22 protein-coding genes and 1 tRNA gene are annotated in these 26,956 nt (G+C 68.4%); 4 read left to right on the top strand and 19 right to left on the bottom strand.

What is annotated here, in order from left to right:
- Window positions 1-53 precede the first annotated feature (53 nt).
- The 5 genes from N5D62_RS21135 to N5D62_RS21115 all read right to left on the bottom strand — a co-directional run bounded on the left by N5D62_RS21135 (window position 54) and on the right by N5D62_RS21115 (window position 4,743).
- On the bottom strand, window positions 54-695 hold the full coding sequence (locus N5D62_RS21135) for an ABC-type transport auxiliary lipoprotein family protein (RefSeq protein ID WP_279759867.1): 642 nt from the start codon (window positions 693-695) through the stop codon (window positions 54-56).
- Window positions 692-1,654, bottom strand: coding sequence for an MlaD family protein (locus tag N5D62_RS21130; protein ID WP_279759866.1), 963 nt, complete (start codon window positions 1,652-1,654; stop codon window positions 692-694). The genes N5D62_RS21135 and N5D62_RS21130 overlap by 4 nt, the downstream gene beginning before the upstream one ends.
- A 42-nt stretch (window positions 1,655-1,696) precedes the next feature.
- The gene (locus N5D62_RS21125) at window positions 1,697-2,566 is read right to left on the bottom strand and encodes an ATP-binding cassette domain-containing protein (RefSeq protein WP_279759865.1); all 870 of its coding nucleotides are present in this window, start codon (window positions 2,564-2,566) and stop codon (window positions 1,697-1,699) included.
- Window positions 2,563-3,720 carry an ABC transporter permease gene (locus N5D62_RS21120; protein WP_279759864.1) on the bottom strand — a complete coding sequence of 386 codons (1,158 nt, stop codon included), beginning with the start codon at window positions 3,718-3,720 and terminating at the stop codon, window positions 2,563-2,565. The genes N5D62_RS21125 and N5D62_RS21120 overlap by 4 nt, the downstream gene beginning before the upstream one ends.
- A 63-nt stretch (window positions 3,721-3,783) precedes the next feature.
- Window positions 3,784-4,743, bottom strand: coding sequence for a LytTR family DNA-binding domain-containing protein (locus tag N5D62_RS21115; RefSeq protein WP_279759863.1), 960 nt, complete (start codon window positions 4,741-4,743; stop codon window positions 3,784-3,786).
- A gap of 116 nt (window positions 4,744-4,859) precedes the next feature.
- On the opposite strand from N5D62_RS21115, the gene N5D62_RS21110 reads away from it, so the two are divergent.
- Window positions 4,860-6,122, top strand: coding sequence for an acyltransferase family protein (locus tag N5D62_RS21110; RefSeq protein WP_279759862.1), 1,263 nt, complete (start codon window positions 4,860-4,862; stop codon window positions 6,120-6,122).
- Here the strand turns inward: N5D62_RS21110 and N5D62_RS21105 are convergent.
- The 13 genes from N5D62_RS21105 to N5D62_RS21045 all read right to left on the bottom strand — a co-directional run bounded on the left by N5D62_RS21105 (window position 6,123) and on the right by N5D62_RS21045 (window position 22,169).
- Window positions 6,123-6,199 (bottom strand) — tRNA-Pro (locus N5D62_RS21105).
- A gap of 34 nt (window positions 6,200-6,233) precedes the next feature.
- Window positions 6,234-6,701, bottom strand: coding sequence for a MerR family transcriptional regulator (locus N5D62_RS21100; RefSeq protein WP_279759861.1), 468 nt, complete (start codon window positions 6,699-6,701; stop codon window positions 6,234-6,236).
- A gap of 40 nt (window positions 6,702-6,741) precedes the next feature.
- Window positions 6,742-7,107, bottom strand: coding sequence for an integration host factor subunit alpha (locus N5D62_RS21095; RefSeq protein ID WP_279759860.1), 366 nt, complete (start codon window positions 7,105-7,107; stop codon window positions 6,742-6,744).
- Between the two features lie 16 nt (window positions 7,108-7,123).
- Window positions 7,124-9,538: a phenylalanine--tRNA ligase subunit beta gene (gene pheT, locus N5D62_RS21090; RefSeq protein WP_279759859.1), complete on the bottom strand. Its 2,415-nt coding sequence runs from the start codon at window positions 9,536-9,538 to the stop codon at window positions 7,124-7,126.
- 39 nt (window positions 9,539-9,577) lie between these two features.
- Complete coding sequence (pheS, locus tag N5D62_RS21085; RefSeq protein WP_279759858.1) at window positions 9,578-10,615, bottom strand: phenylalanine--tRNA ligase subunit alpha; 1,038 nt, start codon at window positions 10,613-10,615, stop codon at window positions 9,578-9,580.
- 172 nt (window positions 10,616-10,787) lie between these two features.
- Window positions 10,788-11,144: a 50S ribosomal protein L20 gene (gene rplT, locus N5D62_RS21080; protein ID WP_058934277.1), complete on the bottom strand. Its 357-nt coding sequence runs from the start codon at window positions 11,142-11,144 to the stop codon at window positions 10,788-10,790.
- A 25-nt stretch (window positions 11,145-11,169) separates the two neighbouring features.
- Window positions 11,170-11,373, bottom strand: coding sequence for a 50S ribosomal protein L35 (gene rpmI, locus N5D62_RS21075; RefSeq protein ID WP_279759857.1), 204 nt, complete (start codon window positions 11,371-11,373; stop codon window positions 11,170-11,172).
- 151 nt (window positions 11,374-11,524) lie between these two features.
- A complete protein-coding gene (gene infC / locus N5D62_RS21070; protein WP_279759897.1) occupies window positions 11,525-12,070 on the bottom strand; it encodes a translation initiation factor IF-3 in 546 nt (181 codons plus the stop codon).
- 67 nt (window positions 12,071-12,137) lie between these two features.
- Window positions 12,138-14,063, bottom strand: a complete 1,926-nt coding sequence (thrS, locus tag N5D62_RS21065) for a threonine--tRNA ligase (protein WP_279759856.1) — start codon at window positions 14,061-14,063, stop codon at window positions 12,138-12,140.
- A gap of 203 nt (window positions 14,064-14,266) precedes the next feature.
- Complete coding sequence (locus N5D62_RS21060) at window positions 14,267-15,349, bottom strand: phospholipase (protein ID WP_279759855.1); 1,083 nt, start codon at window positions 15,347-15,349, stop codon at window positions 14,267-14,269.
- A 57-nt stretch (window positions 15,350-15,406) separates the two neighbouring features.
- Entirely contained in the window at window positions 15,407-17,512 is a 2,106-nt protein-coding gene (locus N5D62_RS21055; RefSeq protein WP_279759854.1) for a TonB-dependent receptor, read from the bottom strand.
- Window positions 17,513-18,003: 491 nt separating this feature from the next.
- Window positions 18,004-20,343 (bottom strand): Tex family protein, encoded by a 2,340-nt coding sequence (locus N5D62_RS21050; protein WP_279759853.1) that lies wholly within the window; start codon window positions 20,341-20,343, stop codon window positions 18,004-18,006.
- Window positions 20,344-20,522: 179 nt separating this feature from the next.
- On the bottom strand, window positions 20,523-22,169 hold the full coding sequence (locus N5D62_RS21045; RefSeq protein ID WP_279759852.1) for an acyl-CoA dehydrogenase family protein: 1,647 nt from the start codon (window positions 22,167-22,169) through the stop codon (window positions 20,523-20,525).
- Window positions 22,170-22,556: 387 nt separating this feature from the next.
- Between N5D62_RS21045 and N5D62_RS21040 the strand changes: the two genes are divergently transcribed.
- Together N5D62_RS21040 and N5D62_RS21035 are read left to right on the top strand one after the other, a co-directional pair.
- Window positions 22,557-24,401 (top strand): M4 family metallopeptidase, encoded by a 1,845-nt coding sequence (locus tag N5D62_RS21040; protein WP_279759851.1) that lies wholly within the window; start codon window positions 22,557-22,559, stop codon window positions 24,399-24,401.
- A gap of 82 nt (window positions 24,402-24,483) precedes the next feature.
- On the top strand, window positions 24,484-26,070 hold the full coding sequence (locus tag N5D62_RS21035; RefSeq protein WP_279759850.1) for a M20/M25/M40 family metallo-hydrolase: 1,587 nt from the start codon (window positions 24,484-24,486) through the stop codon (window positions 26,068-26,070).
- Between the two features lie 71 nt (window positions 26,071-26,141).
- Here N5D62_RS21035 and N5D62_RS21030 read toward each other — a convergent pair whose 3' ends face one another.
- Complete coding sequence (locus N5D62_RS21030; protein ID WP_279759849.1) at window positions 26,142-26,648, bottom strand: hypothetical protein; 507 nt, start codon at window positions 26,646-26,648, stop codon at window positions 26,142-26,144.
- Window positions 26,649-26,754: 106 nt separating this feature from the next.
- Between N5D62_RS21030 and N5D62_RS21025 the strand changes: the two genes are divergently transcribed.
- Window positions 26,755-26,956, top strand: a 202-nt coding sequence (locus N5D62_RS21025; protein ID WP_279759848.1) for a DUF72 domain-containing protein, incomplete at its 3' end; no start/stop codon positions are given.

The following is a 26,956-nucleotide window of genomic DNA, read 5'->3' as shown; positions in this document are numbered from 1 at the left end:
GGCCCCGTTGTCGCTTCGTCGCCGCCGGGGTCAAGGCCGGCATCGATGCCGGATCAACGCCGGCCGCGCCCTTGCGGCACGCGCGGAGACAGGGTCGCGGCCCAGGCCGCGATCTCCGGGCCGAGCGCGTCGACCGCCGCCGCCGTCGCCTTCACCGCGCCCTCGGCGTCGGCGCCGGCCGGCTCCGCGCGATCGAACGCGCGTTGCGTGCCGTCCTCGGCGGTCGCCATCACCCGCAGCTGCACCTCGCTGCGCGACGCGCTGCTGAAGTGCTGCAGGCATTCCTCCAGCTCCAGCGTGACGGCGATCGGCGCCGGCGTCTCGGCGCCTGCCGGCACCGGCATCACCGGGGCGCGGGCGATCTGCTGGCGCAGCCGCGCGGCCACCAGCACCGGCAGCGGCGCCGCCCAGCGCGAGTCGCGATAGGCGCGCCGCGCGTAGGGATCGGTGTCGCCCAGCCGGTAGACGATGCCGGTGCTCTGCAGCGTCTCGGGCGCGCTCACCGCCTGCAGGTCGACGCGGCGCGCGAGCGTCGCCTGCGCCGGCCAGGCCGCCGCGGGGCCGAGGTCCATCTGCGTCGGCGCCGGCGCGCGGCTGCCGCAGCCTGCGACGACGAGGGCGGTGAGCGCCAGCGCGCCGATCGTCAGCGCGCGGCGGGCGCGGCCCTCGCGGGGAAAGAGGCGTTCGTCGTTCATTTCTTCGCTCCGGCGTCGAAGCCCGATTCGCCGGGCCCGGGCTCGCCGGGCTTCGGTCCGAGGATCAGGCTCTGCGGCTGGTCGCCGATGCGCTGCGCGGCGCGCTCGAGCGCGCGGGCGGCCTGCGACAGGTCGTCCAGCACCGCGCGCTGGCGCGGCTTGTCGGCCGAGCCGACCAGCGACAGTTCCACGCGGCGCAGCGTGCGCTGCATCTGCACCGCCGCGTCGCCGAGCTGGTCGATCGCCGCGGCCTTGCCCTTGTATTCGTCGGCGAGCTCGCCGCCCTGCTTCGCCAGCGTGTCGATGTTGCCCAGCGTCTGGCGGCCGGCGACGACCAGCCCGTCGGCGTTCTTCACCAGCGAGGGCAGCGCCTGCGCGGTCGGCCGCAGGTCGTGGATCAGCTCGTTCAGGCCGGCCGAGGCCTGGTTCAGCTGCGCCAGCGTCTCGCTGAGCTGCTTCTGGTTGCCCTCGCTGAGCACCTGCTGGACGCGCTCCATCGTCTGCAGCGCGCTGGCCGCCAGCTTCGGGCCGACGTCCTGCAGTTGGTCGAAGAACGACGGCGCCAGGCCGATGCGCCGCGTCTGCAGCACGCTCTGCTTCGGATCGGCCGGCTCGGGGCCGTCGTAGAGATCGATGAACGACAGGCCGGTGATGCCCTGGTAGCCGAGCTTGGCGGTGGTGCCGGCGGCGATCGGGGCGTCGGCGTCGACCTCGATGTCGACCAGGATCTGCTTCGGATCGGCCGGGTCGAAGCGGATCTCGTCGACCTTGCCGACCTGCACGCCGCGCAGCTTCACCGGCGCCTTGACGTTGAGCCCCGGCACGCCCGCGCGCGTCACCACGGTGAAGCTCTGCGTGTCGCCGCGGTCGTCGCGGAACCACAGGATCACCGCCACCAGCGCCGCCCCGAGCAGCAGCACGAACAGGCCGGTGGCCAATGCATGTGCCTTGTTTTCCATGTGCTCGCCCGAAATCCTTTCTTGTCGTCGACGCCGCGGCGCTCAGGCCGCGAGTTCGTCGCGGTGGTGCAGCGCGTCGCGGTAGCTGCGCAGGTTCTCGGCCGCGCAGCGGTCCGCGTGGCCGAGGAAGAAGTTGCGGATGAACGGATGCGACTGCTTGACCACCACCTCCAGCGGCCCGTGCGCGATCAGGTGCTGGTCGGCCAGCACGGCGACCCGGTCCGCGATCGCGAACAGCGTGTCGACGTCGTGGGTGACCATCACCACCGTCAGCGACATCTCCCGCTTGAGGCTCTCGATCAGTTGCACGAAGCCCTTTGAGCTGGCCGGGTCCAGGCCGGCCGTCGGCTCGTCCAGGAACAGCAGCTGCGGATCCATGATCAGCGAGCGCGCCAGCGACACCCGCTTGACCATGCCGCCCGACAGTTCGGCCGGCATCTTGATGCCGTCCTCCGGCTTCAGGCCGACCTGCTGCAGCTTGGTCATCACCAGCTCCGCGATCAGGTCGTCGGGCAGGCTCTTGAGCTCGCGCAGCGGCAGCGCGATGTTGTCGAACACCGTCAGCGCCGAGAACAGCGCGCCCTGCTGGAACAGCACGCCCCAGCGGTGGCGGACCTGCGCCAGGTCGGTGGCCTCGCACTTGCCCAGCTTGTGGCCGAAGATCAGGACCTCGCCCTCGCTCGGGCGCTCCAGGCCGAGCATCAGGCGCAGCAGCGTCGTCTTGCCGCTGCCCGAGCCGCCGATGATGCCCAGCACCTCGCCGGCCGCGACCTCGAGGCTCAGGTCCTTGTGAATGCGCACGCCGCCGAGCACGGTGCCCACGTGGCGCACCTCGATGACCGGATCGCCGGGCCGCAGGTTCAGCTGGGCCTCGGCGACGTCCGCCGAGGAGGGTTCGGTGCAGTCGTTCATCCCTTGATCCCCACGTCCGAGAACATCACCGCGAAGATCGCGTCCACGATGATCACCACGGTGATCGAGGCCACCACCGAGGAGGTGGTCCCGGTCCCGAGGCTTTCGCTGTTCGGCTTGATCCGCAGCCCGAAGTGGCAGGCCGTGAAGGCGATCAACAGGCCGAACACGGCCGATTTCGACAGTCCCAGCCACAGGTTGGCCACCGGCACCGCGGCCGGCAATCCCTGCAGGAACTGCACGTATTCCAGGCCCAGCGTGGCGCGCGCGGCAACCATGCCGCCCAGCAGCACCATCGAGCTGGTCCAGGTCATCACCAGGGGCAACGACAGTGCCAGCGCCACCATCTTGGGCAGCACCAGCCGGATCGTGTGCGAGATGCCCATCACCGACAGCGCGTCCAGTTCCTGCGTCACCCGCATCACGCCGAGCTGGGCGGTCATCGCCGAGCCGCTGCGCCCCGCCACCAGGATCGCCGCGAGCAGCGGGCCGAGCTCCCGCCAGACGCTGATGCCCAGGATGTTGATGACGTAGATGTCGGCCCCGTAGCTCTGCAGCTGCTTGGCGGTCAGGTACGACAGCGTGATGCCCACCAGCACGCCGACCAGCGCGGTGATGCCCAGCGCCTGGGCGCCGCTGCGGTAGATGTGGGCGGAGATGTCCTTCCACGCGATCAGCGTCGGATGGCGCGCCAGCCGGCCGAGGTCGCGCACGACCTGGCCCAGCAGCGCGACCGCGTCCAGCAGGTGGCTGGCGGTGTTGAGCAGGCCCTGGCCGAACTGGCGCACGTTCTGCGCGCGCGGTGGTTTCGCGGGCTTGCCCTGCTTGCTGCCCAGCCGCGCGAACAGCGCCTGGAACATGTCGGACAGCGGCGCCGGCGGCCAGTGCAGGTCCTCCGGCTGGCGCCGGCCCCAGGCCTGCCACAGCAGCAGCGCGCCGGTCGGGTCGAGCCGGCGCACCGCGCTCAGGTCCCAGGAGACATTGGCGGTCGGGATCTCGCCGAGCTCGCCGCGCAACGCCTCCACGCGTTCGCGCAGCGACAGCAGCGTCCAGTCGCCCTCGAGCCGGGCCCGCATGCGGCCGCCGTCGCCGGGTTCGCGCAGCAGGCGCGGCGACGGATCGGCGGCTTCTCGGGATTCCAGCGGGGCGTCCATTGGGGTCAGAGCATAGCCGCGCGAGGCGGCTCCGGTGAACCCGGCGGACAGGAGATCGCCCAGTCAGACAAGGCGCTGTCGCAGCCGCTCCAGGTAGGTGCGGCTGCAGGGCAGCCGGCTGCCGTCGCGCAGCCGCAGGTGGGCGTCGCCGGCCTCGGTCGGCTCGATCGCCTCGATCAACGCCAGCCGCACCAGGTAGCTGCGGTGCACGCGCACGAAGGCGGCCGGATCGAGCCGCTGCTCGAAGGCGCCCAGGCTGCTGCGCAACGGATAGTCATGCTGCTGGCGATGCAGGTTGACGTAGTTGCCGCAGGCCTGCACCCACTCGATCTCCTCCACCGGCAGCAGGAATTCCTTGCCGAGTTTCTTCACCAGCAGGCGCTCCGGGCGGGCGGCTTCGGGTTCGGGATCCCGGTCCGCCGGCGACGCGGGCTCGGGCGACGGCATCGACGACGCCGGCGTCGCCGGATCCCCGGTGGCAGGCGCGGTCGTCGCGGACACGGCCGGCGCGCCCGGCGCCGCGGCGAGCAGGCTCGCCTCGCCCTGCCATCGCCACACGAACAGCCGGTACGCGCCGACGATCAGCAGGATGAAGGCATAGCTGCGGACGTCCTTGAGCGCCTCGTAGGCCAGCTCGACCGGCCAGTTGCCGAAGTCGTATCGCGCGTCCTGGGTGGCGTACGCCAGCTTGCGCAACGCCACCATGCCCAGCACGTGCGCCAGGCTGGTCAGCAGCGCGAACAGCAGATGCCAGGGCAGGTGACGCCGCAGTTGCCCCCAGCGCAGCGGCCGGGTGTCGGCTGCCCGCACCATCCACGGGATCAGGACCATCCAGACGAGCGCGCTGGAGAACTCCCAGACCGCCGGCTCCCAGATCTCGAACGGCAGATGGGCGCGGCGGATGTCGAGGTTGGTGGTGATCGTGTTGGCGGCCGCCGATCCGAGCAGCAGCACGGTCCAGGCCAGGCGCTCGATCCAGCGCCGCCTCTCCAGATAGATCCCCAGCCACTTGTCCTCGGTCATGGCGGCGCAGTGTAGGGGCGCGGACCGCCCCGGGGACGGGGCGGATCGTCACCGCGCGGGGGCGGCTCGTCACATTCCTTCCTCGGCACGGCGACGGGCGACGAAGCTGGCGCCCCATGAACGCCACATCCCCCTTCTCCGCGCCCTCGCCCGCGTCCCGCCTCACCGAGCTGGACTGGCTGCGCGTCCTCGCCTTCGGGCTGCTGATCCTCTATCACTCGGGCATGTTCTACGTGAGCTGGGACTGGCACGTGAAGTCGCCGCGGCTCGTCCCGGCGCTGGAGGCCTGGATGCTGTGGCTGAACCCGTGGCGGATGTCGCTGCTGTTCCTGATCTCGGGCGCCGCGACCGCGTTGATGGCCGAACGTGCCGTCGGCGCCCGTCCCGCCGGCGGCGTTGGCGCCTTGCTCGCCACCCGCAGCAAGCGGCTGCTGTTGCCGCTGCTGTTCGGGATGGCGGTGATCGTGCCGCCGCAGTCCTACCTGGAGGTCGTCGAGAAGCTGGGCTACGGCGGCAGCTATCTGGACTTCCTGACCCTCTACTTCCAGGCGTATCACGGCTTTTGCCGCGGCAATGACTGCCTGCGGCTGCCAACCTGGAACCACCTGTGGTTCCTGCCCTACCTGTGGGCGTACACGGCGGTGGTGCTGGCGATGCTTCGCGTTCCAGCCGCGCGGCGATGGCTGGCCGCCCCGGGCTGGGGGCGGCTCGTGTCGGGCGGCCGGCTGCTGTGGGTGCCGTGGCTGCTGTTCGCGCTGCTGCGCCAGCACCTGCTCGATCGATTCCCGGCGACGCATGACCTCGTCCACGACTGGTACCAGCACGGCGTGTACGTCGGGATGTTCGTGCTCGGCTTCGCGCTGTTCGGAACGCGTGAAGACCGGCACGGCGCCTGGGAGGCCGCGCGGCGGTTGCGCTGGATCGCGCTGGTCGCTTATGTCGTCGTCCACCTGGGCTCGTCGCAGATCACGGACGCCTGGCGCGCGGCGCATGGCGACGACTTCCCCGAGGCGCTGCTGATGGCGCTGCGCGCGCTCAATGCCGGCAAGCAGTGGCTGCCGATCGTGGCGGTGCTGGGCTTCGGTCGCCAGTGGCTGTCCGGGCGCGATTCCCCGCAGTTGCGCTGGCTGACGCTGGCGGTGTTCCCGTTCTATCTCGTTCACCAGACGGCGACGGTCATTGCCGGGCACCTGCTCGCGCCGCTGCAGTGGCCGCTGGCGCTGGAAGCCAGCGCCGTCGTGGCGATCACGGTGGCGGCCTGCGCGATCGCCGCGGGACTGGCGATGCGCATCGACCTGCTTCGCCCCTGGATGGGGCTCGGCCCCAAAGCAAAAAGCCCGGCACCTTGCGGTACCGGGCTTCTTGGTTCTTCTTATTAATGGTCGGGGTGGCGGGATTCGAACTCGCGACCCCTTGCACCCCATGCAAGTGCGCTACCAGGCTGCGCTACACCCCGACGAAGCCTCAGATTCTATACGCAATTTCTGCGCTCAGGCAAGCAAACTCTCTCGAATCGCCATCAATTCATCCCGCACCTGCTCCAGCGTCAGTTTCTCGAGCGTGACGCTGGTGTGCGCGGCACCGTCCGCCACGTCGGCGGCCAGCGCGCGCGCGACCTCGCGGTGCTCGCGGAACTGCTCCAGCTGCGCGGCGGCGATCGCCTCGGCACGGAACTCCTGCGCGCTCGAGCCGGCACCCGCGTGGGTGGTGTCGATCAGTTGATTGCGCGCGCCGCTGATGGTGAAGCCCTGGTCGTAGAGCAGGTCACGGATGCGGCGGATCAGCAGCACTTCATGGTGCTGGTAGTAGCGCCGGTTGCCCCGGCGCTTCATCGGCTTGAGCTGCGTGAATTCCTGTTCCCAATACCGCAGGACATAGGGCTTCACGCCGCACAGCTCGCTCACCTCACCGATGGTGAAGTAGCGCTTGGCGGGAATGGCGGGAAGCTGGACGTCCATGGGGATCAGCGGCTCCGGCGGCGGCGGGAAGGGTCAGACTCTACTCGAAGTCACCACCCGAAGGCGTGTTGCCTTGGACGGCTTCTTTCAATTTGTGACTCGCATGAAACGTCACGACGTTGCGGGCCTTGATGGGGATCGCTTCGCCGGTGCGCGGGTTGCGGCCCGGTCTGGGCGCCTTGCGCCGGATGTTGAAGTTGCCGAAGCCCGACAGCTTCACCTCGCGGCCGCTGGACAGGCTCTGATGAATGATGTCGAAGAAGGCCTCGACCATGTCCTTGGACTCGCGCTTGTTCAGCCCGAGCTTGTCGAACAGCAGCTCCGCCAGCTCGGCCTTGGTCAGCGTGGGCGTCTCCAGGCTGCCGAGCAGCACGCGCGCCTGCTCCTTCAGATCGTCATCGCTCATGTGTCCTCCCCTCCCCTCAGCCCCGCAGACGTGCGCCGAGGCTCTCGCCCAGCGCCGTCACCACCTTCGCCACCGCCTGCTCGATGCGTTCGTCGGTCAGCGTGTTCTCGTCATCGAGCAGCTCCAGGCGCACGGCCAGGCTGCGTTCGCCGGCCTTCAGTTCCGCCGTCGGTTGGGCGGGCTTGAAGACGTCGAACAAACGCGCAGAGCGTACCAGGGCTTCGCCGCTGGATTCGATCGCCCGCATGAGGGAGGCGTAGGTCACTTGCTCATTGACGATCAGCGCCAGATCGCGTTGCACCGCCTGCAGGCGCGGCACGCCCTTGCCCTGCGGCAGCGTGCGCGCCAGCACCGCGTCCAGCGACAGCTCGAACAGCACCGGCGCCGACGGCAGCTCGTAGCCCTGGCGCCACTTCGGATGCAGCTCGCCGACCACGCCGATCGCCTCGCCGTCCAACAGCACGCGCGCGCTGCGGCCCGGATGCAGCGCGGGATGCTCCGCCGCCTCGAAGGTCAGCGCGCGGGGCGCGAACAGCGCTTCCAGGTCGCCCTTCACGTCGAAGAAGTCGACCGCGCGGTCCTTCTGCGCCCACTGCTGCTGGTCCGCCGGGCCCCAGGCCAGGCCGGCCAGGCGCATCGGCTGGTCGATGCCGGCGATCGTGGTGTCGCTTTCCCGCACCGACGCGTCGCGCAGGAACACGCGGCCGATCTCGAACACGCGCACCCGCGGCGCCTTGCGCGACAGGTTGTGGCGCAAGACCTGGACCAGCGAGCCCATCAGCGACGAGCGCATCACCGCCAGCGGCGCGGCGATCGGGTTCAGCAGCTGGATCGGATTGGCGTTGCCGGCGAGCTCCTGCTCCCAGCGCGCCTCGACGAAGCTGAAGTTGATCGTCTCGAAGTAGCCCTGCCCCGCCATCGCGTGGCGCAGCGCATGCGTCGCGCGGCGCGACTCGGTGCGCACCTTGCCCACCACCGGCGCCAGCGGCGGCGTCGACGGCAGCTTCGGATAACCGAGCACGCGGATGACTTCCTCGATCAGGTCTTCCTCGATCTGGAGGTCGAAGCGGAACGACGGCGGCGTCACGGTGATCACGCCCGGCGCGGACGTGAACGGCAGGCCCAGGCGGGTGAAGACGCCTTCGCAATCGGCCTGCGTCAGCGGCATGCCGATGATCTTGGCCGCGCGCTCGACGCGCAGCGCGACCGGCTTGCGCTCGGGCAACTGCGTGGTCTGGTCGTCCATCGGACCCGCCTCGCCGCCGCAGATCGACTGGATCAGCGCCGTGATGCGTTCGATGTGGTCGACGGTGCCGGCCGGATCGACACCGCGCTCGAAGCGATGACCGGCGTCGGTCGAGAAGTTGAAGCGGCGCGAACGTCCCATCACCGCCTTGGGCCACCAGAACGCGGCCTCGACATAGATGTGCTTCGTGTCGTCGGACACGGCGGTGGCGTCGCCGCCCATGATGCCGGCCAGCGACTCGACCTGCTCGCGGTCCGCGATCACGCCGACGCTGCCGTCGACCTCGATGGTGTTGCCGTTCAGCAGCTTGAGCTGCTCGCCGGCCTGGCCCCAACGGACGATCAGCTCGCCGTGGATCTTGTCGAGGTCGAAGATGTGCGACGGACGGCCCAGCTCGAACATCACGTAGTTCGAGATGTCCACCAGCGGCGACACCGAGCGCTGGCCGCAGCGGGCCAGGCGGTCGACCATCCACTGCGGCGTCTTCGCGGTCGTGTCGACGTCGCGGATCACGCGGCCCGAGAAGCGGCCGCACAGGTCGGCGGCCTCGATGCGCACCGGCAGCTTCGCGTCGTTGGCGACGGCGGCGGGCTGGATCTCCGGCGCGATCAGCGGCGCGCCGGTCAGCGCGGCGACCTCGCGCGCGATGCCGTACACGCTCAGCGCGTGCGCCAGGTTCGGCGTCAGCTTCAGCGTGAACAGCGTGTCGTCCAGGTTCAGGTGCTTGCGGATGTCCTCGCCGATCGGCGCGTCGGCGGCCAGCTCGAGCAGGCCGCCATGGTCCTCGGCCAGCTTGAGCTCGCGCGCCGAGCACAGCATGCCGAAGCTCTCGACGCCGCGCAGCTTGCCCTTGCCGATCTTGAACGGCTTGCCGTCCTCGCCCGGCGGCAGCTCGGCGCCGATCGTGGCCAGCGGCACGCGGATGCCGACACGCGCGTTCGGCGCGCCGCAGACGATCTGCAGCAGCTCGGGGCCGCCGGCGTTGACCTTGCACACGCGCAGGCGGTCGGCGTCCGGATGCTGCGCGGCCTCGACGATCTCGGCCACGACGATGCCGTGGAACGGCGGCGCCACCGGGCGCAGTTCCTCGACCTCCAGGCCGGACATCGTCAGCAGCTCGGCCAGTTCTTGCGTGTTCAGCGCGGGATTGCAGAAGGCCCGCAGCCAGCTTTCAGGGAATTGCATGTGTTTCTCTCTTGCTCTCTAGGCGACCGACGACAGGGCTTACTTGAACTGCGACAGGAAGCGCAGGTCGCCGTCGAAGAACAGGCGCAGGTCGTTGACGCCGTAGCGCAGCATGGCCAGGCGGTCGATGCCCGAGCCGAAGGCGAAGCCGATGTAGCGCTCGGGATCGAGGCCCATGTTGCGGATCACCTGCGGATGCACCTGGCCGGAGCCGGAGACCTCCAGCCAGCGGCCCTTGAGCGGCCCGGAGCCGAACATCATGTCGATCTCGGCGCTGGGCTCGGTGAAGGGGAAGTAGCTGGGGCGGAAACGGATCTCCATGTCCGTCGTCTCGAAGAACTGCTGCATGAAGTTCACGTAGACGGACTTGAGGTCCTTGAAGCTGATGTTCTCGCCGACCCACAGGCCCTCGACCTGGTGGAACATCGGCGAATGCGTCGCGTCGCTGTCGACGCGGTAGGTGCGGCCCGGCGCGATCACGCGGATCTCGGGCATCGGCTGGCCGGCGTCGATCAGCGCCTTGTGCCGCTTGACGTGCTGCACCGCGTAGCGGATCTGCATCGGGCTGGTGTGGGTGCGCAAGACATGACCCCCTTCGATGTAGAAGGTGTCGTGCATCGAGCGCGCCGGATGGTCCTCCGGCGTGTTCAGCGCGGTGAAGTTGAACCAGTCGTTCTCGATCTCGGGACCGTCGGCGACGTCGAAGCCCATCGAGCCGAAGATCGCCTCGATCCGCTCCATCGCGCGCGTGATCGGGTGCAGGCCGCCGGTGCCGCGCTGGCGGCCGGGCAAGGTGACGTCCAGCGCCTCGGCCTTGAGCTGCTTGTCGAGCTCGGCGTCCGCCAGCGCCTGGCGGCGCGCGGTCAGCGCGGCCTCGATGCCCTGCTTCAACTGGTTGATCTGCGCGCCGCGGGTCTTCTTCTCCTCGACCGGCAGACTGGCCATGCCCTTCATCAGCTCGGTGACCTGGCCGGTCTTGCCCAGGAATCGGGCCTTGGCGTTCTCCAGGTCAGCGGGAGTCGTGGCGGCGGCGAATTCGCCGGCGGCCTGTTGCAGCAATTGATCGAGGTCGTTCATCGCGGGGCGACTTGGAGGTCGGTGGCGGAATGACGGATGGCGAACATCGCACCACCGCGCCGGAATGAAAAAAGGCCGAACACCTGGGTGTCGGCCTTCGAAAAGCGGCTGCCCCGGGCGACCGGGGCGGCCCGTCCGTCGCGGGCGAGCACCCGCGAGCGGACGATGGCTATCAAGCCAGAGCGGCCTTCACCTTGGCGAAGATGCTGGCAAAGCCAGCAGGATCGTTGACGGCGAGATCGGCCAGGACCTTGCGGTCGATGTCGATCTGGGCCTTCTTCAGGCCGGCCACGAACTTGCTGTAGCTCAGACCCAGGCCACGGCTTGCCGCGTTGATACGGGCAATCCACAGCTGGCGGAACACGCGCTTCTTGGCACGGCGGTCACGGTAGGCGTACTGGCCCGCCTTCATCACCGCCTGCTTGGCGATGCGGAAGACGTTCTTGCGACGACCACGGAAGCCCTTGGCCAGGGCCAGGACCTTCTTGTGACGAGCACGTGCGGTTACACCACGTTTGACGCGAGGCATGTTGTATCTCCTTTACAGCTTTGGATTACAGGCCAGCAGTGGGCAGCATCGCAGCGATGTGGCCCATGTTGGTCTCATGCACGGACGTCGAGCCACGCAGGTGGCGCTTGTTCTTCGTGGTCTTCTTGGTCAGGATGTGGCGCTTGAACGCCTGACCGCGCTTGACGGTGCCACCCGGACGAACGCGAAAACGCTTTTTCGCGCTGCTCTTGGTCTTCATCTTGGGCATGACTGCTCCTTCTATGTGCGTCCCTGCAGGCGACCCCGGATTCCGAAGTACTTGCCTGGCCTGCAGGAGACTAATAAGCCCGCCGACGACCAGATCGGCGGGCTGAAACTGAGGCGGGGCCTGCCGGCCCCGCCAGGATTCTCGCAGATGCTCAGCGCTTCTTCGGCGCGAGCACCATGATCATCTGACGGCCCTCGAGCTTGGGCATGTGCTCCACCACCGCCACGTCCGCCAGTTCATCGCGGATGCGCTCGAGCATGCGCATGCCGATGTCCTGGTGGGTGATCTCGCGGCCGCGGTAGCGCAGCGTGACCTTGCCCTTGTCGCCGTCCTCCGCGATGAAGCGGCGCAGGTTGCGCATCTTGATCTGGTAGTCGCCTTCGTCCGTGCCCGGACGGAACTTGACTTCCTTGACCTCGATGACCTTCTGCTTGGACTTGGCTTCCGCAGCGCGCTTCTGCTCCTGGTACTTGAACTTGCCGTAGTCCATGAGACGGCACACCGGCGGGACGGCCGTGGCGGCAATTTCAACCAGGTCGACGTCCAGGTCACCGGCCATCCGGAGCGCTTCCTGGATCGAGACGATGCCGATGGGCTCGTTCTCGGGCCCATTCAGGCGGACTTCGGAAGCAGTGATTTCGCGGTTCAGGCGGTGCTTGCGCTCCGGAATCGCACGACGGTCAGCAAAAGTAGCGATGGTGGTTACCTTTCGACGGGACCTGGCAGGGGTCCGAAGTGATCAATAAACGCAAAAAGCGCCCGACTCAGGCCTTGTCCGCGATGGCTTGGGAGAGCTTCGAAGCGAAGTCTTCCAGCGACATCACGCCCAGATCCTGGTTGCCTCGGGCGCGCACTGCGACGGCCCCGTTCGCCTTCTCCTTGTCACCGACAACGAGGATGAACGGCACTTTTTGCAGCGAATGCTCGCGGATTTTATACGTGATCTTCTCGTTGCGCAAATCTGCGTGGACCCTAACCCCTTGTTTTTGCAGCGATTTCACAATGCTGGAAACGTAGTCCGATTGGGCATCCGTGATATTGGCCACCACGACCTGCGTCGGGGCCAGCCAGACGGGCAGCGCGCCGGCGTGCTGCTCGATCAGGATGCCGATGAATCGCTCCAGGCTGCCGACGATCGCGCGGTGCAGCATGACCGGCGTCTTGCGCTCGCCGTCCTCGCCGACGTACTCGGCGCCCAGGCGCGCCGGCATCGAGAAATCGACCTGCATCGTCCCGCACTGCCACTGGCGGCCGATCGCGTCCTTGAGCGTGTATTCGATCTTCGGGCCGTAGAAGGCGCCGTCGCCCGGGGCGATGATGAACTCCACGCCGGAGGCGCGCAGCGACTCCATCAGCGCGAACTCGGCCTTGTCCCAGACCTCGTCCGAACCGATGCGCGCCTCGGGGCGCGTCGCGACCTTGTAGATGATGTTGTCGAAGCCGAAGTCCTTGTAGACCTTCTGCAGCAGCGCCGTGTAGGCAACGCACTCGGCCAGGATCTGGTCTTCCGTGCAGAAGATGTGGCCGTCGTCCTGCGTGAAGCCGCGCACGCGCATGATCCCGTGCAGGCCGCCCGTGGGTTCGTTGCGGTGGCACTGGCCGAACTCGCCGAAGCGCAGCGGCAGGTCGCGGTAGCTCTTGATGCCGTGCTTGAAGATCAGGATGTGGCCGGGACAGTTCATCGGCTTGAGCGCGTAGTCGCGCTTCTCCGATTCCGTCGTGAACATGTTGTCGCGGTACTTGTCCCAGTGGCCCGTGGCCTCCCACAGCGTCTTGTCCAGCAGCTGCGGGCCCTTGACCTCCTGGTAGCCGTTGTCGCGGTACACGCGGCGCATGTACTGCTCGACCTCCTGCCAGATCGTCCAGCCCTTGGGATGCCAGAACACGACGCCCGGCGCGTGTTCGTCGATGTGGAACAGCTCCAGGTCCTTGCCCAGCTTGCGATGGTCGCGCTTCTCGGCTTCCTCGAGCATGCGCAGGTAGTTCGCGAGGTCGTCCTTCGTCGCCCAGGCCGTGCCGTAGATGCGCTGCAGCTGCTCGTTGCGGTGGTCGCCGCGCCAGTAGGCGCCGGCCACCTTCATCAGCTTGAAGAACTTCAGCTTGCCCGTGGACGGCACGTGCGGGCCGCGGCACAGGTCCGTGAAGGCGCCTTCGGCGTACAGCGAGACGTCTTCATTGGCCGGGATGCTGGCGATGATCTCGGCCTTGTAGGCCTCGCCGATGCCCTTGAAGTACTGGACGGCCTCGTCGCGCGGCAGCACCGAGCGCACCACCTTCTCGTCCTTCTTCGCGAGCTCGCCCATCTTGGCCTCGATCGCCGCGAGGTCCTCGGGCGTGAACGGGCGCTTGTAGGAGAAGTCGTAATAGAAGCCGTGCTCGATGACCGGGCCGATCGTGACCTGCGCGTCGGGGAACAGCTCCTTGACCGCGTACGCCAGCAAGTGGGCCGTCGAGTGGCGTATCACCTCCAGCCCGTCCGGATCCTTCTCCGTGACGATGGCCAGCGCCGTGTCCTTGTCGATGAGGAAGCTCGTGTCGACGAGCCGGGCGTTCTCGCCCGTGCCGACGCGGCCGGCCAGCGCGGCCTTGGCCAGGCCCGTGCCGATCGACGCGGCCACTTCGGCCACCGTCACCGGTTGCGGGAACTCGCGTTTGCTGCCGTCGGGCAGCTGGATGGAAATGTTCGACATGTTCGTGTGCTCCAGAAAACAAAAAGCGCGGCCGATTGCCGCGCTTCTTCTGGGGTGCTGACTTTTTCCGGACAGCTGATGAAAAGACGTGACGAGCCGCGGCCGCTCAAACCTTCGCAGTGGAGGTGGTAGTCCGCGGTGTCATAACCAATTCGCCTTTCCCGGTCCTTGTTGGAAAAAGAAAATGAAGGTTCCAGTGTAGCTCAGAGCGCCTGGATGTCGAGCGTGGGACGCTCGCACGCGGCCTGGAATTCGTCCCGCAGCCGCTCGCCCTCGCGCACCGCGCGCAGCCAGTCGCGGGCGCGGCCGGGGACGTCGTTCATGTAGCGCTGGAAGTCGTTGCGGTCGGGCAGCTTGCCGTTGGGCAGCGTCTTCACCCACTCGGGGTTGGGCGTGAGCAGCACGACGTTGTCGAGGAAGGCGCTGGCCCGGTGCCGGTGCTTGAGCGCCTTGTCCAGCCAACCCGGAATGACGCTCGCCTGGAAATGCGGATACAGCGCCAGGCCGTCGCCCACCATCGCCGCGTAGTTCAAGTGCAGGTGGTAGTCGGTGATGCCGCCGTCCCAGTAGGCGCCGGCGGGAGCGCCCTCGATGTCGTGCACGGCCTGCAGCCAGAACGGGATCGAGCAGCTCGCCAGCAGGCTGGGCTTGAGGTTGGCGGCGTCCAGCGACACCTGCCGGCTGCGGTAGTCGCCCAGCGGCATCGGCAGCGGGGCGCGCCGGTCGGAAAACACCACCCGCTCCAGCCACGCGCCCATCGCGCGGCGCGACATCGCGTTGGCCGCGAACGCGCCGAGGTAACCGAGCGGCGTGCGCAGCCGCCCTTCCCGGCCGAGGACATGGCGCCCGCGCGAGGTGAACACATGCAGCCGGAAGCGCGGATGGGACAGCACCTCGGCCTCGCGGCCGCCGAAGATCTCGCCGAGCTTGCCGGAGAACGCGCGCGACACCGTCGCGGCGGTCGGGCGCTTGCCGGGCTCCGAGTCGTAGTCCTGGTGCGCGTAGTCGTGGGCGAGGCGCTCGAACTCGGCGCGGGCCTGGGCCGCGTCGCGGGTCAGGCAGGCGGTGGCCATGCGCCAGGCGCCGATCGAGGCCCCCAGCAGGTGGACCTCCTGGCCGCCGGACGGCAGGAACTCGCCGAACAGATGGGCGTCGAGCGCGCTGAGGATCAGCCCCTTCGGGCCACCGGCGGCGCCGGGCACGACGCGCACGTCGGCGGCGCGCAGGCCATGGTCGCGCAGCCGTTGGCGCGCACGGGGTCCGGCGAGGATCTGCAAGGCCTGCATCGGGCGGGTCGTCCTTTCATGGGAAGGCGCCCGACGCGGCCGGTGCGGGGCGTCAGCTCAGAGCTTCATTTCCAGGTTGAGCTGGAACCAGGGCTTCAGGCTGCGGCCGGTGGCGTAGTAGTCCCCGGAGGGATACAGCGTGGTCTCGGCCCGGGCGTCGAGCGGGAACAGATTATTGGCCGAGAAGCGGATCGACGTCTTGGGCGACACCATCCACTGGGCGAAGACGTCCAGGCCGCGGTTGCGGGAGAACTCGCTGCTCTGCTGGTCGGTCTGGCGGACCGTGTAGACCGGCGTGTAGTTCAGGTTGGCGCCGGCGGTGACCGGCACGCTGCTGAAGCGGTAGTCGACGCCGAGGTTGGCGGTCCACGGCTGCTGCTGGTCGAGCCGGTTGTTGTCGCCGTGCACCGCCTTGACTCGCGAGCGGTACACGCTCACCGAGCCGCGCAGGTTCAGCGGCAGCTTCGGATCGAAGACCGACGGGAACAGCTCGCCGGCGCGGCCCTTGAGCTCCATCTCGATGCCCGAGGTCGTCGCGCTCGAGAAATTCGTCGGCCGGATCACGTAGCGCGACACCGGCACCAGCGCGTTGGGCGGGTCCAGCGTCACGACGTTGCGGATCAGCTGGCTGATGTTGCGGTGGAAGGCGCCGATGCTGAAGAGGCTGCCGCCGGTCAGGTACTTCTCGTAGGCGATGTCGAAGCCGGTCGCCAGCTCCGGCTTGAGCGCCGGATTGCCGATGCGGTCGGGATTCAGCTCGTCGTTGAGCTCGCCGCCGGCGGCGTTCGGGTACTTCGAGTTGGGCGTGTAGCGGCCCAGCATCTGGGTCGGCTCCGGCGCCTTGTAGCTGCGCGTCACGCTCGCGCGGATCATGTCGCGGCCCTTCGGGTCGATCTTGTACGTCACGTGCCACAGCGGCGACAGCACGCTCGAGCTGTTGCGGGCGCTGGTGGCGACACCGCGGCTGGTGGTCACGATCTGCTCATGGCGCAGGCCGAAGTAGGTCGACCACTGCGGGTTGATCTCCCACTCGTCCTGGATGAAGAAGGCCTGGCGGCGGATGCGCGCGCCGAAGTTCTCGCCGTTGAGCCCCGGGACCTGCTCGGCGCCGGCGATCGTGGTGACACGGATCTCGTCGCGCTTGCGGAACTCGAAGTCCCAGCCCAGCGTCACCGTGTGCTCCTCGCCCAGGATCTGGCTGTACTTGCCGGCCTGCGTGAAGCTGCGGTCGCGGTTGTCGATCAGCGCATCGACCGGCCGGGCCACCAGCGTGTGGTTCTCGATGTGGTTCTTGGCGAGCTGCACGCCCGCCTTCACTTCCCACTTCTGGGTCTCGCTGAAGCGGTTGTTCCACTGCGTGTTGGCCCGCAGCAGTTGCCAGGTGCCGCGGTTGTCGCCGTCGTCGTCCAGGCGGGTGTTCTTGTACTCGCCGTCCGGCGTCAGGCGGACCGAGTTGTTCCACCAGCCCTTCTGCGCGAAGCCCTGCAGCGACACCGACTCGTCATCGCTGATCTTCCAGTTCGCGCGAGGCGCCGAGTTGAAGGCATGGCCCCAGTTGCGCATCTTCCCGTGCTGGGTCGCGGCGACCGGCTGGTCGTTCACATCGGTGCCGTTGCGCTCGGTGGAGGACTTCATCTCCTGCAACCACTGGAACACCGACACCGGCACGGACACCGAGACGGGACCCAGCTTCTCGCCGAAGGTGAAGGTGCCCGACGGCACCGGGTGGTTGATGTTGTAGCCCGCACCCACGCGCAGGTCACGCTGCGACACGCGCGGCGCTTCCTTCAGGATGATGTTGATCGCGCCGGCAACGGCCTGCGCGCTCTGGTCGGCGCTGGGGCCCTTGGTCACCTCGATGCGCTCGACCTGAGCCGGGTCCAGTTGGTCCAGCTTGAAGCCAGGAGGCGCCGGATCGCCATTGATCAGGATCAGCGTGTAGCCCGAACCCAATCCACGCATCCGAGGCGCGCCGTCCGACACGTTCACCCCCGGCAGGCGCTTGAGCACGTCCGCCACGCTGGTGTCGCCGTAGCGGTCGAGTTCCTCCCGGCCATACACCTGCTTGGCGACCGGAGCCCGGCGGCGCAGGTCCGAATCCGTGTTCCTACCGCTGATCTCCACCCGGTCCAGCCGCTTGCCAGCCGCCGGCTCTCCCCCCACGCCCGGAGGCGCATCCTGCGCCATGGCTGGCAGCAACGGTACGGTCAGGCAAACAAGGGCACAGGACCTGGCGATGGCGTGGGTCTTCAAAGGGGGCTCCCGAGGATTTATGTCGGCACGTGTGGAACACGTCGACTTTTGTCATTGACGGCGAAACGGCGCGCAGAGTAGCCGTACGCCGTTCATTTCGACACCTCAGGTGCGACCAGCCGCGAAAAAATTGGGATCAAACGCGGATCTGGGTCGTGGGTGACGTGGCTCCTTTGCTGGACCGAGCACGATCGAGCCAACCGGGGCCCCTTTCCTCCATGCCTGTGGCCAGCGGCCACAGGCGTTCCCTAGGCACAAACAGTCCTCAGGACTGTTTGTGTCCAAGGGAACTCCCCCTGGCCGGCTTCGCCGGACCATTCCTCCTAATACTTCCGGAAAGGGGCCCCGGTCGGCTCGATCCAGGCGACACCGAGTCCCGCCCAGAAAACCGGAGACGTCGGTCAGCGCTTGAGCTTCGCGAAGGCAGCCGCCATCGCGTTGCCGACAGGGGCCTGGGCGTCGCGGCCGGCCTGCGGGCGATTGCCGCCCTGGCGCTCGTTGCGGCCGGCCGGACGGAAACTGTTGTCCGCCTTGGCGGCGCCGCGCGGCGCTTGCGCGTCCAACTTCATCGTCAGGGAGATGCGCTTGCGGGCCATGTCGACCTCCAGCACCTTCACCTTCACGATATCGCCCGTCTTCACGACCTCGCGAGCATCGTTGACGAACTTGTTGGACAGCTGGCTGACGTGGACCAGGCCGTCCTGGTGCACGCCCAGGTCGACGAAGGCCCCGAACTGCGCGACGTTGGACACCGTGCCCTCCAGCACCATGCCCTCCTTCAGGTCCTTCAGGTCCTCGACACCGTCGTTGAAGCGCGCCACCTTGAAGTCCGGCCGCGGATCGCGACCCGGCTTCTCCAGCTCGCCCAGGATGTCCTTGACCGTGATCGCGCCGAAACGCTCGTCGGCGAAAGCCTCCGGCTTCAGCGTCCGGATCACGTCGGACTTGCCCATCACGTCGCCGATCGGCCGCTCGACCTTCGCCAGGATCCGCTCCACCACCGGATAGGTCTCCGGGTGCACGCCGCTGACATCCAGCGGGTTGTCGCCGTCGCGGATGCGCAGGAAACCGGCCGACTGCTCGAAGGTCTTCGGGCCCAGGCCCGTCACGTCCAGCAGCTGCTGGCGATTGCGGAACGCGCCATTGGCATCGCGCCAGCGCACGATGGCGTTGGCGACGCCGGCCGACAGGCCCGACACCCGCGACAGCAACGGCGCCGACGCGGTGTTCAGGTCGACACCGACCGAGTTCACGCAGTCCTCGACCACCGCGTCCAGCGTGCGCGCCAGCTCGCTCTGGTTGACGTCGTGCTGGTATTGGCCGACGCCGATCGACTTCGGATCGATCTTCACCAGCTCCGCCAGCGGGTCTTGCAGGCGGCGGGCGATCGACACTGCGCCGCGCAGCGACACGTCCAGGTCAGGCAGTTCCTTCGACGCGAATTCGGACGCGGAGTACACCGACGCGCCGGCCTCGCTGACGACGACCTTCTCGATCGCCGTCTCCGGGGACAGCTGCTGGATGCGCTTGATCAGGTCGGCGGCGAGCTTGTCGGTCTCGCGCGATGCGGTGCCGTTGCCGATGGCGATCAGGTTCACGCCGTGGGTCGCGCACAGGCGGCCCAGCGTGTGGATCGAGCCTTCCCAGTCGCGCTTGGGCTCATGCGGGTAGACCGTCGACGTGTCCAGCACGCGGCCGGTGTCGCTGACGATGGCGACCTTCACGCCGGTGCGGATGCCGGGGTCCAGCCCCATGACGACGCGCTTGCCGGCCGGCGCGGCCAGCAGCAGGTCACGCAGGTTCTCGGCGAAGACCTTGGTGGCGACCTTCTCGGCCTCCTCGCGCAGGCGGCCGAAGAGGTCGCGTTCCAGGCTCAGCGAGAGCTTGACCTTCCAGGTCCAGGCGACGGTCTTGCGCAGCAGCTCGTCGGAGGCGCGCTTGGCGTGGCTCCAGCCGAGGTGGCGGGCGATGCGGCCTTCGGCGAGCGAGGGCTGGCCGGGGACGACTTCCTCGTCGAGCGCCAGCTTGGCATCGAGGAACTCCTGCGTGCGGCCGCGGAAGACGGCCAGCGCGCGGTGCGAGGGCACGGTGCGGATCGGCTCGGCGTAGTCGAAGTAGTCGCGGAACTTCGAGATGTCGGGGTTGTTCTCGTCCTTGCCGTCCATCAGCTTGGACTTGAAGAGGCCTTCTTCCCAGAGCCATTCGCGCAGCTTGCCGATGAGCAGGGCGTCCTCGGCCCAGCGCTCGGACAGCAGGTCGCGCACGCCGTCCAGCACCGCGAAGGCGTCGGCGAAGCCGGCATCGGGGTTGAGGAAGGCGGCGGCCTCGGTCATCGGATCGAGCGAGGGATCGGCGAAGAGCTTGTCGGCGAGCGGTTCCAGGCCGGCCTCGCGGGCGATGAGGCCCTTGGTGCGGCGCTTCTGCTTGTAGGGGAGGTAGAGGTCCTCGAGCTCCTGCTTGGTCGGCGCGGCGGCGATGGCGGCGGCGAGTTCGGGCGTGAGCTTGCCTTGTTCCTCGATGCTCTTGAGGACGGCCTCGCGGCGATCCTCGAGTTCGCGCAGGTAGCTCAGGCGGGCTTCGAGTTCGCGCAGCTGGATGTCATCGAGGCCGTCGGTGGCCTCCTTGCGGTAACGCGCGATGAAGGGCACGGTGGCGCCTCCATCGAGCAGTTCCACGGCGGCATTGACCTGGGCGGGCCGGACCTTGAGTTCGGCGGCAATCTGGAGAAGGATCTTGTCCAAAACAGCGACGGCCCGATGGCCGAGAGACGACGAAAGCGCGCGAGTTTAGGCCACGCCACCCGCACGCCAGGAAGCGATGGTGGTGGGTCGGCAGGCGCCGGTGTCCCCCCGAGCGACTTGGGGAGCCTGCGAGTCGTAGGAGCGAGGGGGGATACCGGTGAATGCCGACGGGCTCGGTCTCACGCGGGGAAGGCGCGTTGGAGGATGGCGTCGACGTTGATGCTGCGGGTATCGAGGGTGCCGGCGACGGTGCCCCATTGGGGGTCGAGCCGGCTGCTGACGAAGGCGTCGGCGACAAAGCCAGGCGAGTGCTGGCGCAGCAGCGCGGCCTGCGCGAGGAGCACGAGCCGCGACGCCAAACGGCGGCCGAGGGCTTCGAGCTGATCGGGCGGTGTGGCCAGCAGTCCGCGCAGCGCGTCGAGGTCGGCGCGCAACGCGCGGTCGTCGCCGAAGGCCTCGCCGAGTTCGTCGAGCAACGCCAGGAAGGCTTGAGGGTCCCGCGCGACCGCGCGCATCACGTCCAGGCACATGACGTTGCCGGAGCCTTCCCAGATCGAGTTGACCGGGGCTTCGCGATAGAGCCGGCCCATGATGGCGTCGTCGATGTAGCCGTTGCCGCCGAGGATTTCCATGGCCTCGCCGGTGAGTTCGACCGCGCGCTTGCAGACCCAGAACTTCGCTGCCGGCGTGACGAGTCGCATCCAGGTGCGTTCGGCGGGATCGTCCTGGCGCTCGAAGGCTTGCGCCAGGCGCAGGCTCAGCTGCATGGCGGCCTCGCTCTCGAGCGCGAGGTCCGCCAGCACCGCGCGCATCAGCGGCTGTTCCGCGAGCCGCTTGCCGAAGACCTGGCGATGGCGCGCGTAGTGCAGCGCCTGCGCCAGCGCCTGGCGCAGCATCGCCGCGCTGCCGACGACGCAGTTCAGCCGCGTGTAGGTCGCCATCTCGATGATGGTCGGGATGCCGCGCCCTTCCTCGCCCATCAGCACGCCGTAGGCGTCCTCGAACTCGACCTCGGAGCTGCTGTTGCTGCGGTTGCCGACCTTGTCCTTGAGCCGCTGCACGTTGACGCTGTTCTTCGTCCCGTCGGGCCGCCAGCGCGGCACGAAGAAACATCCCGGCGCCCCGTCCGGCGTCTTGGCCACGACCAGGTGCGCGTCGCACATCGGCGCGGAGAAGAACCACTTGTGGCCGGTGAGGCGGTACTCGCCGCCGCGCCCGCCGATGCCGACCGGCTCGGCGCGCGTCGTGTTGGCGCGCACGTCGGACCCGCCCTGCTTCTCGGTCATCCCCATGCCCAGCCAGATCGATCGCTTCTGCTCGAGCGGCAGGTCGCGGCCGTCGTACGCGGTGCAGAAGAGTTGGTCCCGCAGCCTGTCCCAGAGTTGCGGTTCACGCCGCAGCACCGGGATGCTGGCCTGCGTCATCGTCGCGGGACACAGCGTGCCGGCCTCCACCTGCCCGTGCAGGTAGAAGCCCGCGGCCCACGCGGCCCAGCGGCCGGGGCGCTCGTCGCGGAACGGCATCGCGACTAGGTCGGCCTCGCGGTACATCGCCAGCAACGCGTGCCAGCCGGCATCGAACTCGACGCGGTCGATCCGACGGCCGCGCTTGTCGAAGCTGTCCAGCGTCGGCGTGACGCGATTGATGCGCTCCGCCACCGCGTAGGTCTCGGCGCGGCCGAGCGCGGCCGCGTACTCGCCGAGCCCCGGCACGAAGGCCTCGGCGCCGGCGCGCGCGAGCGCTTCCTTCAGCGCCGGATCGGTCTCGAGCAGCGAATAGCCGCTCAGTTCGTCGACCTGGTTGGTCACCTGGTGCGTCGTGGCCATCGTGGTGGGCTCCCGGGTTTGCCTGTCCATCGGACAGGGGTCGAGGCAGTCTAGAACAGCGCGTCCCCATCGACTATCACGCGCACGCCAGCGGCTGGCGTGCCCAAAAAACAGAGTTGCAAGGGTTACACCCGCTGTCAGTCCTGACAGGTCGATCCGGGCCGTCGAGCCTCTACATTCGCCCAGTCGACCGGCACCACCACACTCGACCTCGGGTCCTCCGAGGCGCCCGGCGACACCTCGGGACGCGGCGCCAGCCGCACCTCCAACAACATCCGATGCGACCCTACCAAGTCGCCAGCGGGGGAGGCCGTTCCCGTTCCATCCGAACGAGCCCGGCCGTTTCTTCGGGAGATCTCACCGATCCATCACGGAAGAAAGAGGCTTATGTTCCACGCATCCACACAGGCATTCATTCAGCGCGCGCTGCGCGCTTCCCTCGTCGCCGCCGCGGCCACCGCCGCCTGCCAGGCGATCGCCGCGGACCGCGTCGTGCTCGACGACACCTCCCCGGTGAACACGCAGATGCGCGCCTCGGGCGCGCTCGCCACCCCGGCCGCCGCGGCGACCGCCCTGGGCCTGGGCGCCGGCGACCTGCAGGCGCTGCGCTCGCAGACCTACCCCAACGGCAAGGTCGTCACGCGTCACCAGCAGTACTACCAGGGCGTCCCGGTCTGGGGCGAAGGCGTCGTCGAGCACCGCGACAACACCGTCGGCGCCTCGCGCTTCTCCGGCAGCCTGCTCAACAACATCCAGGACGACCTGGGCAGCGCGCAGGCGAGCCTGACCTCGCAAGGCGCGCTGGCGCAGGCCAAGGGCGCCATCAACGCCGTGCTGACCGAGAACGAGCAGGCCAAGCTGTACGTCCGGCTCAACGCCAACGGCAAGGCCCAGCTGTTCTACCTGGTGTCCTTCGTGCGCCATGACGCGAAGCAGCCCAGCCGCCCCCACTTCATGATCGACGCCACCACCGGCGCGGTGCTGGAGCGCTGGGAAGGCCTGGCCCACAAGGATGCCACCGGCCCCGGCGGCAACGCCAAGACCGGCCGCTACGAATACGGCACCGACTACCCCGCGCTGAAGGTCACGGACACGTGCCAGATGAACAGCGGCGACGTCATCACCGTCAACCTCAACGGCAGCACCGGCGCGAGCAACACGCCGTTCCAGTTCACCTGCTCGCGCAACGAGTACAAGCAGATCAACGGCGCCTACTCGCCGCTGAACGACGCCCACTTCTTCGGCGGCGTGATCTTCAACATGTACCGCGACTGGTTCAACCTGCGTCCCCTGACCGGCACGCTCTACATGCGGGTGCACTACGGCACCAACTACGAGAACGCGTTCTGGGACGGCACGGCGATGAGCTTCGGCGACGGCAAGTCGACGTTCTATCCGCTGGTGTCGCTGGACGTGTCCGCGCACGAGGTGAGCCACGGCTTCACCGAGCAGAACTCCGGGCTGACCTACTCCGGGCAGTCGGGCGGGATGAACGAGGCCTTCTCCGACATGGCCGGCGAGGCCGCCGAGTACTACCGCAACAACGGCAGCAACGACTGGCTGGTCGGCGCGCAGATCTTCAAGGGCAGCGGCGCGCTGCGCTACTTCGACGATCCGACGCGCGACGGCAGCTCGATCGGCCATGCGTCCAACTACCGCAGCGGCATGGATGTGCACTACTCGAGCGGCGTCTACAACCGCGCGTTCTACCTGCTGGCCACCAAGCCGGGCTGGAACACGCGCAAGGCCTTCGAGGTGATGGTCGACGCCAACCGCCTGTACTGGACCGCCAACAGCACCTTCAACCAGGGCGCCTGCGGCGTGGAGAAGGCCGCGACGGACCGCGGCTACGCGATGGCCGACGTCACCGCGGCCTTCGCCACGGTGGGCGTGAGCTGCTCCGGCACGACGCCGCCCCCGACCGCCACCCCGCTGACCAGCGGCGTGCCGGTGAGCGGCATCTCGCTGGCCAAGGGCGCGACCAAGCTGTACAGCATCAACGTGCCGGCGGGCCGTTCGACGCTGACGATCAAGCTCTCCGGCGGCACGGGCGACGGCGACCTGTACGTCAAGCGCGGTTCCGCGCCGACGACCACGACCTACGACAAGCGCTCGATCGGCTCGACCAACGCCGAGACGATCACCTTCTCGGCGCCGACGGCGGGCACGTACTACGTGCTGCTGAGCGCGTACGCGACGGTCACCAGCACCACGCTGGTCGGCACCTACTGATCCCCAGTTGAAACGCTCCGGCGCGCCGCCCGACCCCTGGTCGTGGCCGCGCGCCGGCTTCGCCATTTCCGGAGAGACACCCATGCGTCAGTTCTTTGCCATCACCGCCCTGAGCCTCGGCCTGGCGGCGCTCACGCCGGCCCATGCCGGGGAGAAGGTCTGGATCAGCCTCGGCGACGCCGCGCTGGTCCAGCTGCAGAAGCACCGGCCGGCGGCGCGCGCCGTCGCCAGCGTCAAGGCCGACGCCGCGCAGGACGCGTCCGCGCTGTCGGCCACCGCCCGACCCGAGGGCATCCACCTGGTCGAGGTGGACGAGGACGCGCTCGCGTCGCTGAGCCATTCGATCCACGAGGAGCTGCGCCGTTGCGGCGGCTACATGTACCACCCGACGCGTGAAGCGGGTCTCGCCTCGCTGCAGCGCCACAGCACGCCGGTCGGCGCGCAGCGGCTGGCCGCGGCGCTGGCGGCGGTGCGGCCGAGCTACGTGATCGACCAGCAGTCGGTGGTGACGCCGATCCTGTCGCAGATGCAGGCGAGCAACATCGGCCAGACGATCGTCGACCTGTCGGCCAACACCAACCGCTACTACACGAGCAGCAGCGGCGTGGCCGCGTCGAACTGGCTCAAGCAGCGCTGGACGACGCTGGCCGGCGGGCGCAGCGACATCACGGTGGAGCAATTCACCCATTCGGGCTGGGCGCAGAAGTCGGTGATCGCGACGATCGCGGGCACCGACAACGGCACCGAGGTGGTGGTGATGGGCGCGCACCTGGACTCGATCAATCAGTCCGGCGGCTCGGGCGAGACGATGCGCGCGCCGGGCGCGGACGACGACGCCTCGGGCGTGGCCAGCCTGACCGAGGTGCTGCGCGCGCTGGTGCAGGCGAACTACAAGCCGCGCCGGACCATCAAGCTGATGGCCTACGCGGCGGAGGAAGTGGGCCTGCGCGGCTCGCAGGACATCGCCAACAGCTTCGCCGCGGCCAACACCAAGGTGGTCGGCGTGCTGCAGCTGGACATGACCAACTACAAGGGCGCGGCCAACGACATCTACATCTTCACGGACTACACCGACAGCGCGCAGAACACCTTCCTGACCAACCTGATCTCGACCTACCAGCCGACGCTGCGGGTGGGGACGGACCGCTGCGGGTATGCGTGCTCGGACCACGCGTCGTGGAACGCCAAGGGGTTCTACGCGAGCATGCCGTTCGAGTCGAGCTTCAGCGCGGACAACCCCAACATCCATACCGCCAACGACACCTACGCGAGCATGGGCAGCCAGGCGGACCACTCGCTGAAGTTCGCGCGGCTGGCCGCGTCGTACGCGGTGGAGCTGGGCAGCGACGGTCCGGGGACGCAGCCGCCGACGGACAAGACGGAGAACTTCAGCGGCAGCCTGACGCGCGGCCAGAGCAAGAGCTTCGGGCCGTTCAAGGTGGCCAACGGCGGCGCGCTGGCGGCCAGCACGACCGGCACCGGCGACATGGACCTGTACGTGCGCAAGGGCGCGGTGCCGACGACGTCGAGCTACACCTGCAAGTCGGACGGGTCGACCGCGACCGAGGGCTGCTCGGTCACGATGACGGCCAATGGGGATGTGTACGTGCTGGTGTATGCCTACTCGGCGGGCAGCTATCAGCTGAAGGTGACGTACAGGCCGCAGTGAGGCCATAGAGGCCATGAGGCCATGAGGCCGTGGGCCGTGAGGCCGTGAGCCTTTGAGCAGGGGAGCGGCTGTTACTCCCCGCGCTCGCAGCTCAGTTGCAGAGTGACGTCGATCGCCTCGTCGGCGCCGAAATCGGTGCCGGCGAGGCACACCCGCCGCGCGACGGCGGCGATGTCCTCGGGCAACGCGTCCACCGTGATCGCCCGCGTCGGCACGGCGAAGCGCTGATAGGCGTTCCTCTGCGTGCTCCTGGTGCGATGCACGTCGGTCCAGTCGTAGACGAAGAGCCCCCGCTCCACGAGCGCGGCGAAGCTCTCCGGGAGTGGAGTCGACGCGGACAGCTTGGCCTCCGCCATGACCGGCAACTCGAGCAATCGGAGCTCGATGTCTTCAGGGTCTCCTGGCGCAGGCGTCAGCGCGACGACCGGCACCGGTCCGACGCCACCGGTGACGAACGCGCCGAGGCACCCATGGCGATCCGAGGCCAGCCAGACGACATCGAAGCTCAGCGGATAAGGTGCGGTCATCGGTTGAAGACTTGGCAAGGGCTCGGTGGCAAGGCTAGCGATCGCGACCATCGATCGCTGGGACGCCTCGCGAGGTCGTCCCTGCGACGCAGGGGCGCCAGCCGCCGCGCATTCTCTTCGAACGGCGTGGCATCCGGCTTGCCGTGTGAAGGCCGACATGGCACGCGCGCCCTCTCCCCTTCGCATCGGCACTGCCGGCTGGAGCCTGCCGCGCGCGGTCGCCGATGCGTTCCCTGGCGACGGCTCGCAGCTCGCGCGGTATGCGCGGGTGTTGAGTTGCACCGAGGTCAACACGACCTTCAGCAAGACGCATCGGCCCGACACGTTCACGCGCTGGGCCGAGCAGACGCCACCGGACT

Source organism: Mitsuaria sp. GD03876, from assembly GCF_029840635.1.
In the GTDB taxonomy this organism is placed as follows: Bacteria; Pseudomonadota; Gammaproteobacteria; order Burkholderiales; family Burkholderiaceae_C; genus Roseateles.
This window is presented reverse-complemented; position numbering and strand designations above follow the sequence as displayed.

Excerpts from the sequence above, each read along its gene's own strand:
- N5D62_RS21135 (WP_279759867.1), bottom strand. The coding sequence starts at position 695 with ATGAACGACGAACGCCTCTTTCCCCGCGAGGGCCGCGCCCGCCGCGCG.
- N5D62_RS21130 (WP_279759866.1), bottom strand. The coding sequence starts at position 1,654 with ATGGAAAACAAGGCACATGCATTGGCCACCGGCCTGTTCGTGCTGCTG.
- N5D62_RS21125 (WP_279759865.1), bottom strand. The coding sequence starts at position 2,566 with ATGAACGACTGCACCGAACCCTCCTCGGCGGACGTCGCCGAGGCCCAG.
- N5D62_RS21120 (WP_279759864.1), bottom strand. The coding sequence starts at position 3,720 with ATGGACGCCCCGCTGGAATCCCGAGAAGCCGCCGATCCGTCGCCGCGC.
- N5D62_RS21115 (WP_279759863.1), bottom strand. The coding sequence starts at position 4,743 with ATGACCGAGGACAAGTGGCTGGGGATCTATCTGGAGAGGCGGCGCTGG.
- N5D62_RS21110 (WP_279759862.1), top strand. The coding sequence starts at position 4,860 with ATGAACGCCACATCCCCCTTCTCCGCGCCCTCGCCCGCGTCCCGCCTC.
- N5D62_RS21100 (WP_279759861.1), bottom strand. The coding sequence starts at position 6,701 with ATGGACGTCCAGCTTCCCGCCATTCCCGCCAAGCGCTACTTCACCATC.
- N5D62_RS21095 (WP_279759860.1), bottom strand. The coding sequence starts at position 7,107 with ATGAGCGATGACGATCTGAAGGAGCAGGCGCGCGTGCTGCTCGGCAGC.
- pheT (WP_279759859.1), bottom strand. The coding sequence starts at position 9,538 with ATGCAATTCCCTGAAAGCTGGCTGCGGGCCTTCTGCAATCCCGCGCTG.
- pheS (WP_279759858.1), bottom strand. The coding sequence starts at position 10,615 with ATGAACGACCTCGATCAATTGCTGCAACAGGCCGCCGGCGAATTCGCC.
- rplT (WP_058934277.1), bottom strand. The coding sequence starts at position 11,144 with ATGCCTCGCGTCAAACGTGGTGTAACCGCACGTGCTCGTCACAAGAAG.
- rpmI (WP_279759857.1), bottom strand. The coding sequence starts at position 11,373 with ATGCCCAAGATGAAGACCAAGAGCAGCGCGAAAAAGCGTTTTCGCGTT.
- thrS (WP_279759856.1), bottom strand. The coding sequence starts at position 14,063 with ATGTCGAACATTTCCATCCAGCTGCCCGACGGCAGCAAACGCGAGTTC.
- N5D62_RS21060 (WP_279759855.1), bottom strand. The coding sequence starts at position 15,349 with ATGCAGGCCTTGCAGATCCTCGCCGGACCCCGTGCGCGCCAACGGCTG.
- N5D62_RS21045 (WP_279759852.1), bottom strand. The coding sequence starts at position 22,169 with ATGGCCACGACGCACCAGGTGACCAACCAGGTCGACGAACTGAGCGGC.
- N5D62_RS21040 (WP_279759851.1), top strand. The coding sequence starts at position 22,557 with ATGTTCCACGCATCCACACAGGCATTCATTCAGCGCGCGCTGCGCGCT.
- N5D62_RS21035 (WP_279759850.1), top strand. The coding sequence starts at position 24,484 with ATGCGTCAGTTCTTTGCCATCACCGCCCTGAGCCTCGGCCTGGCGGCG.
- N5D62_RS21030 (WP_279759849.1), bottom strand. The coding sequence starts at position 26,648 with ATGGTCGCGATCGCTAGCCTTGCCACCGAGCCCTTGCCAAGTCTTCAA.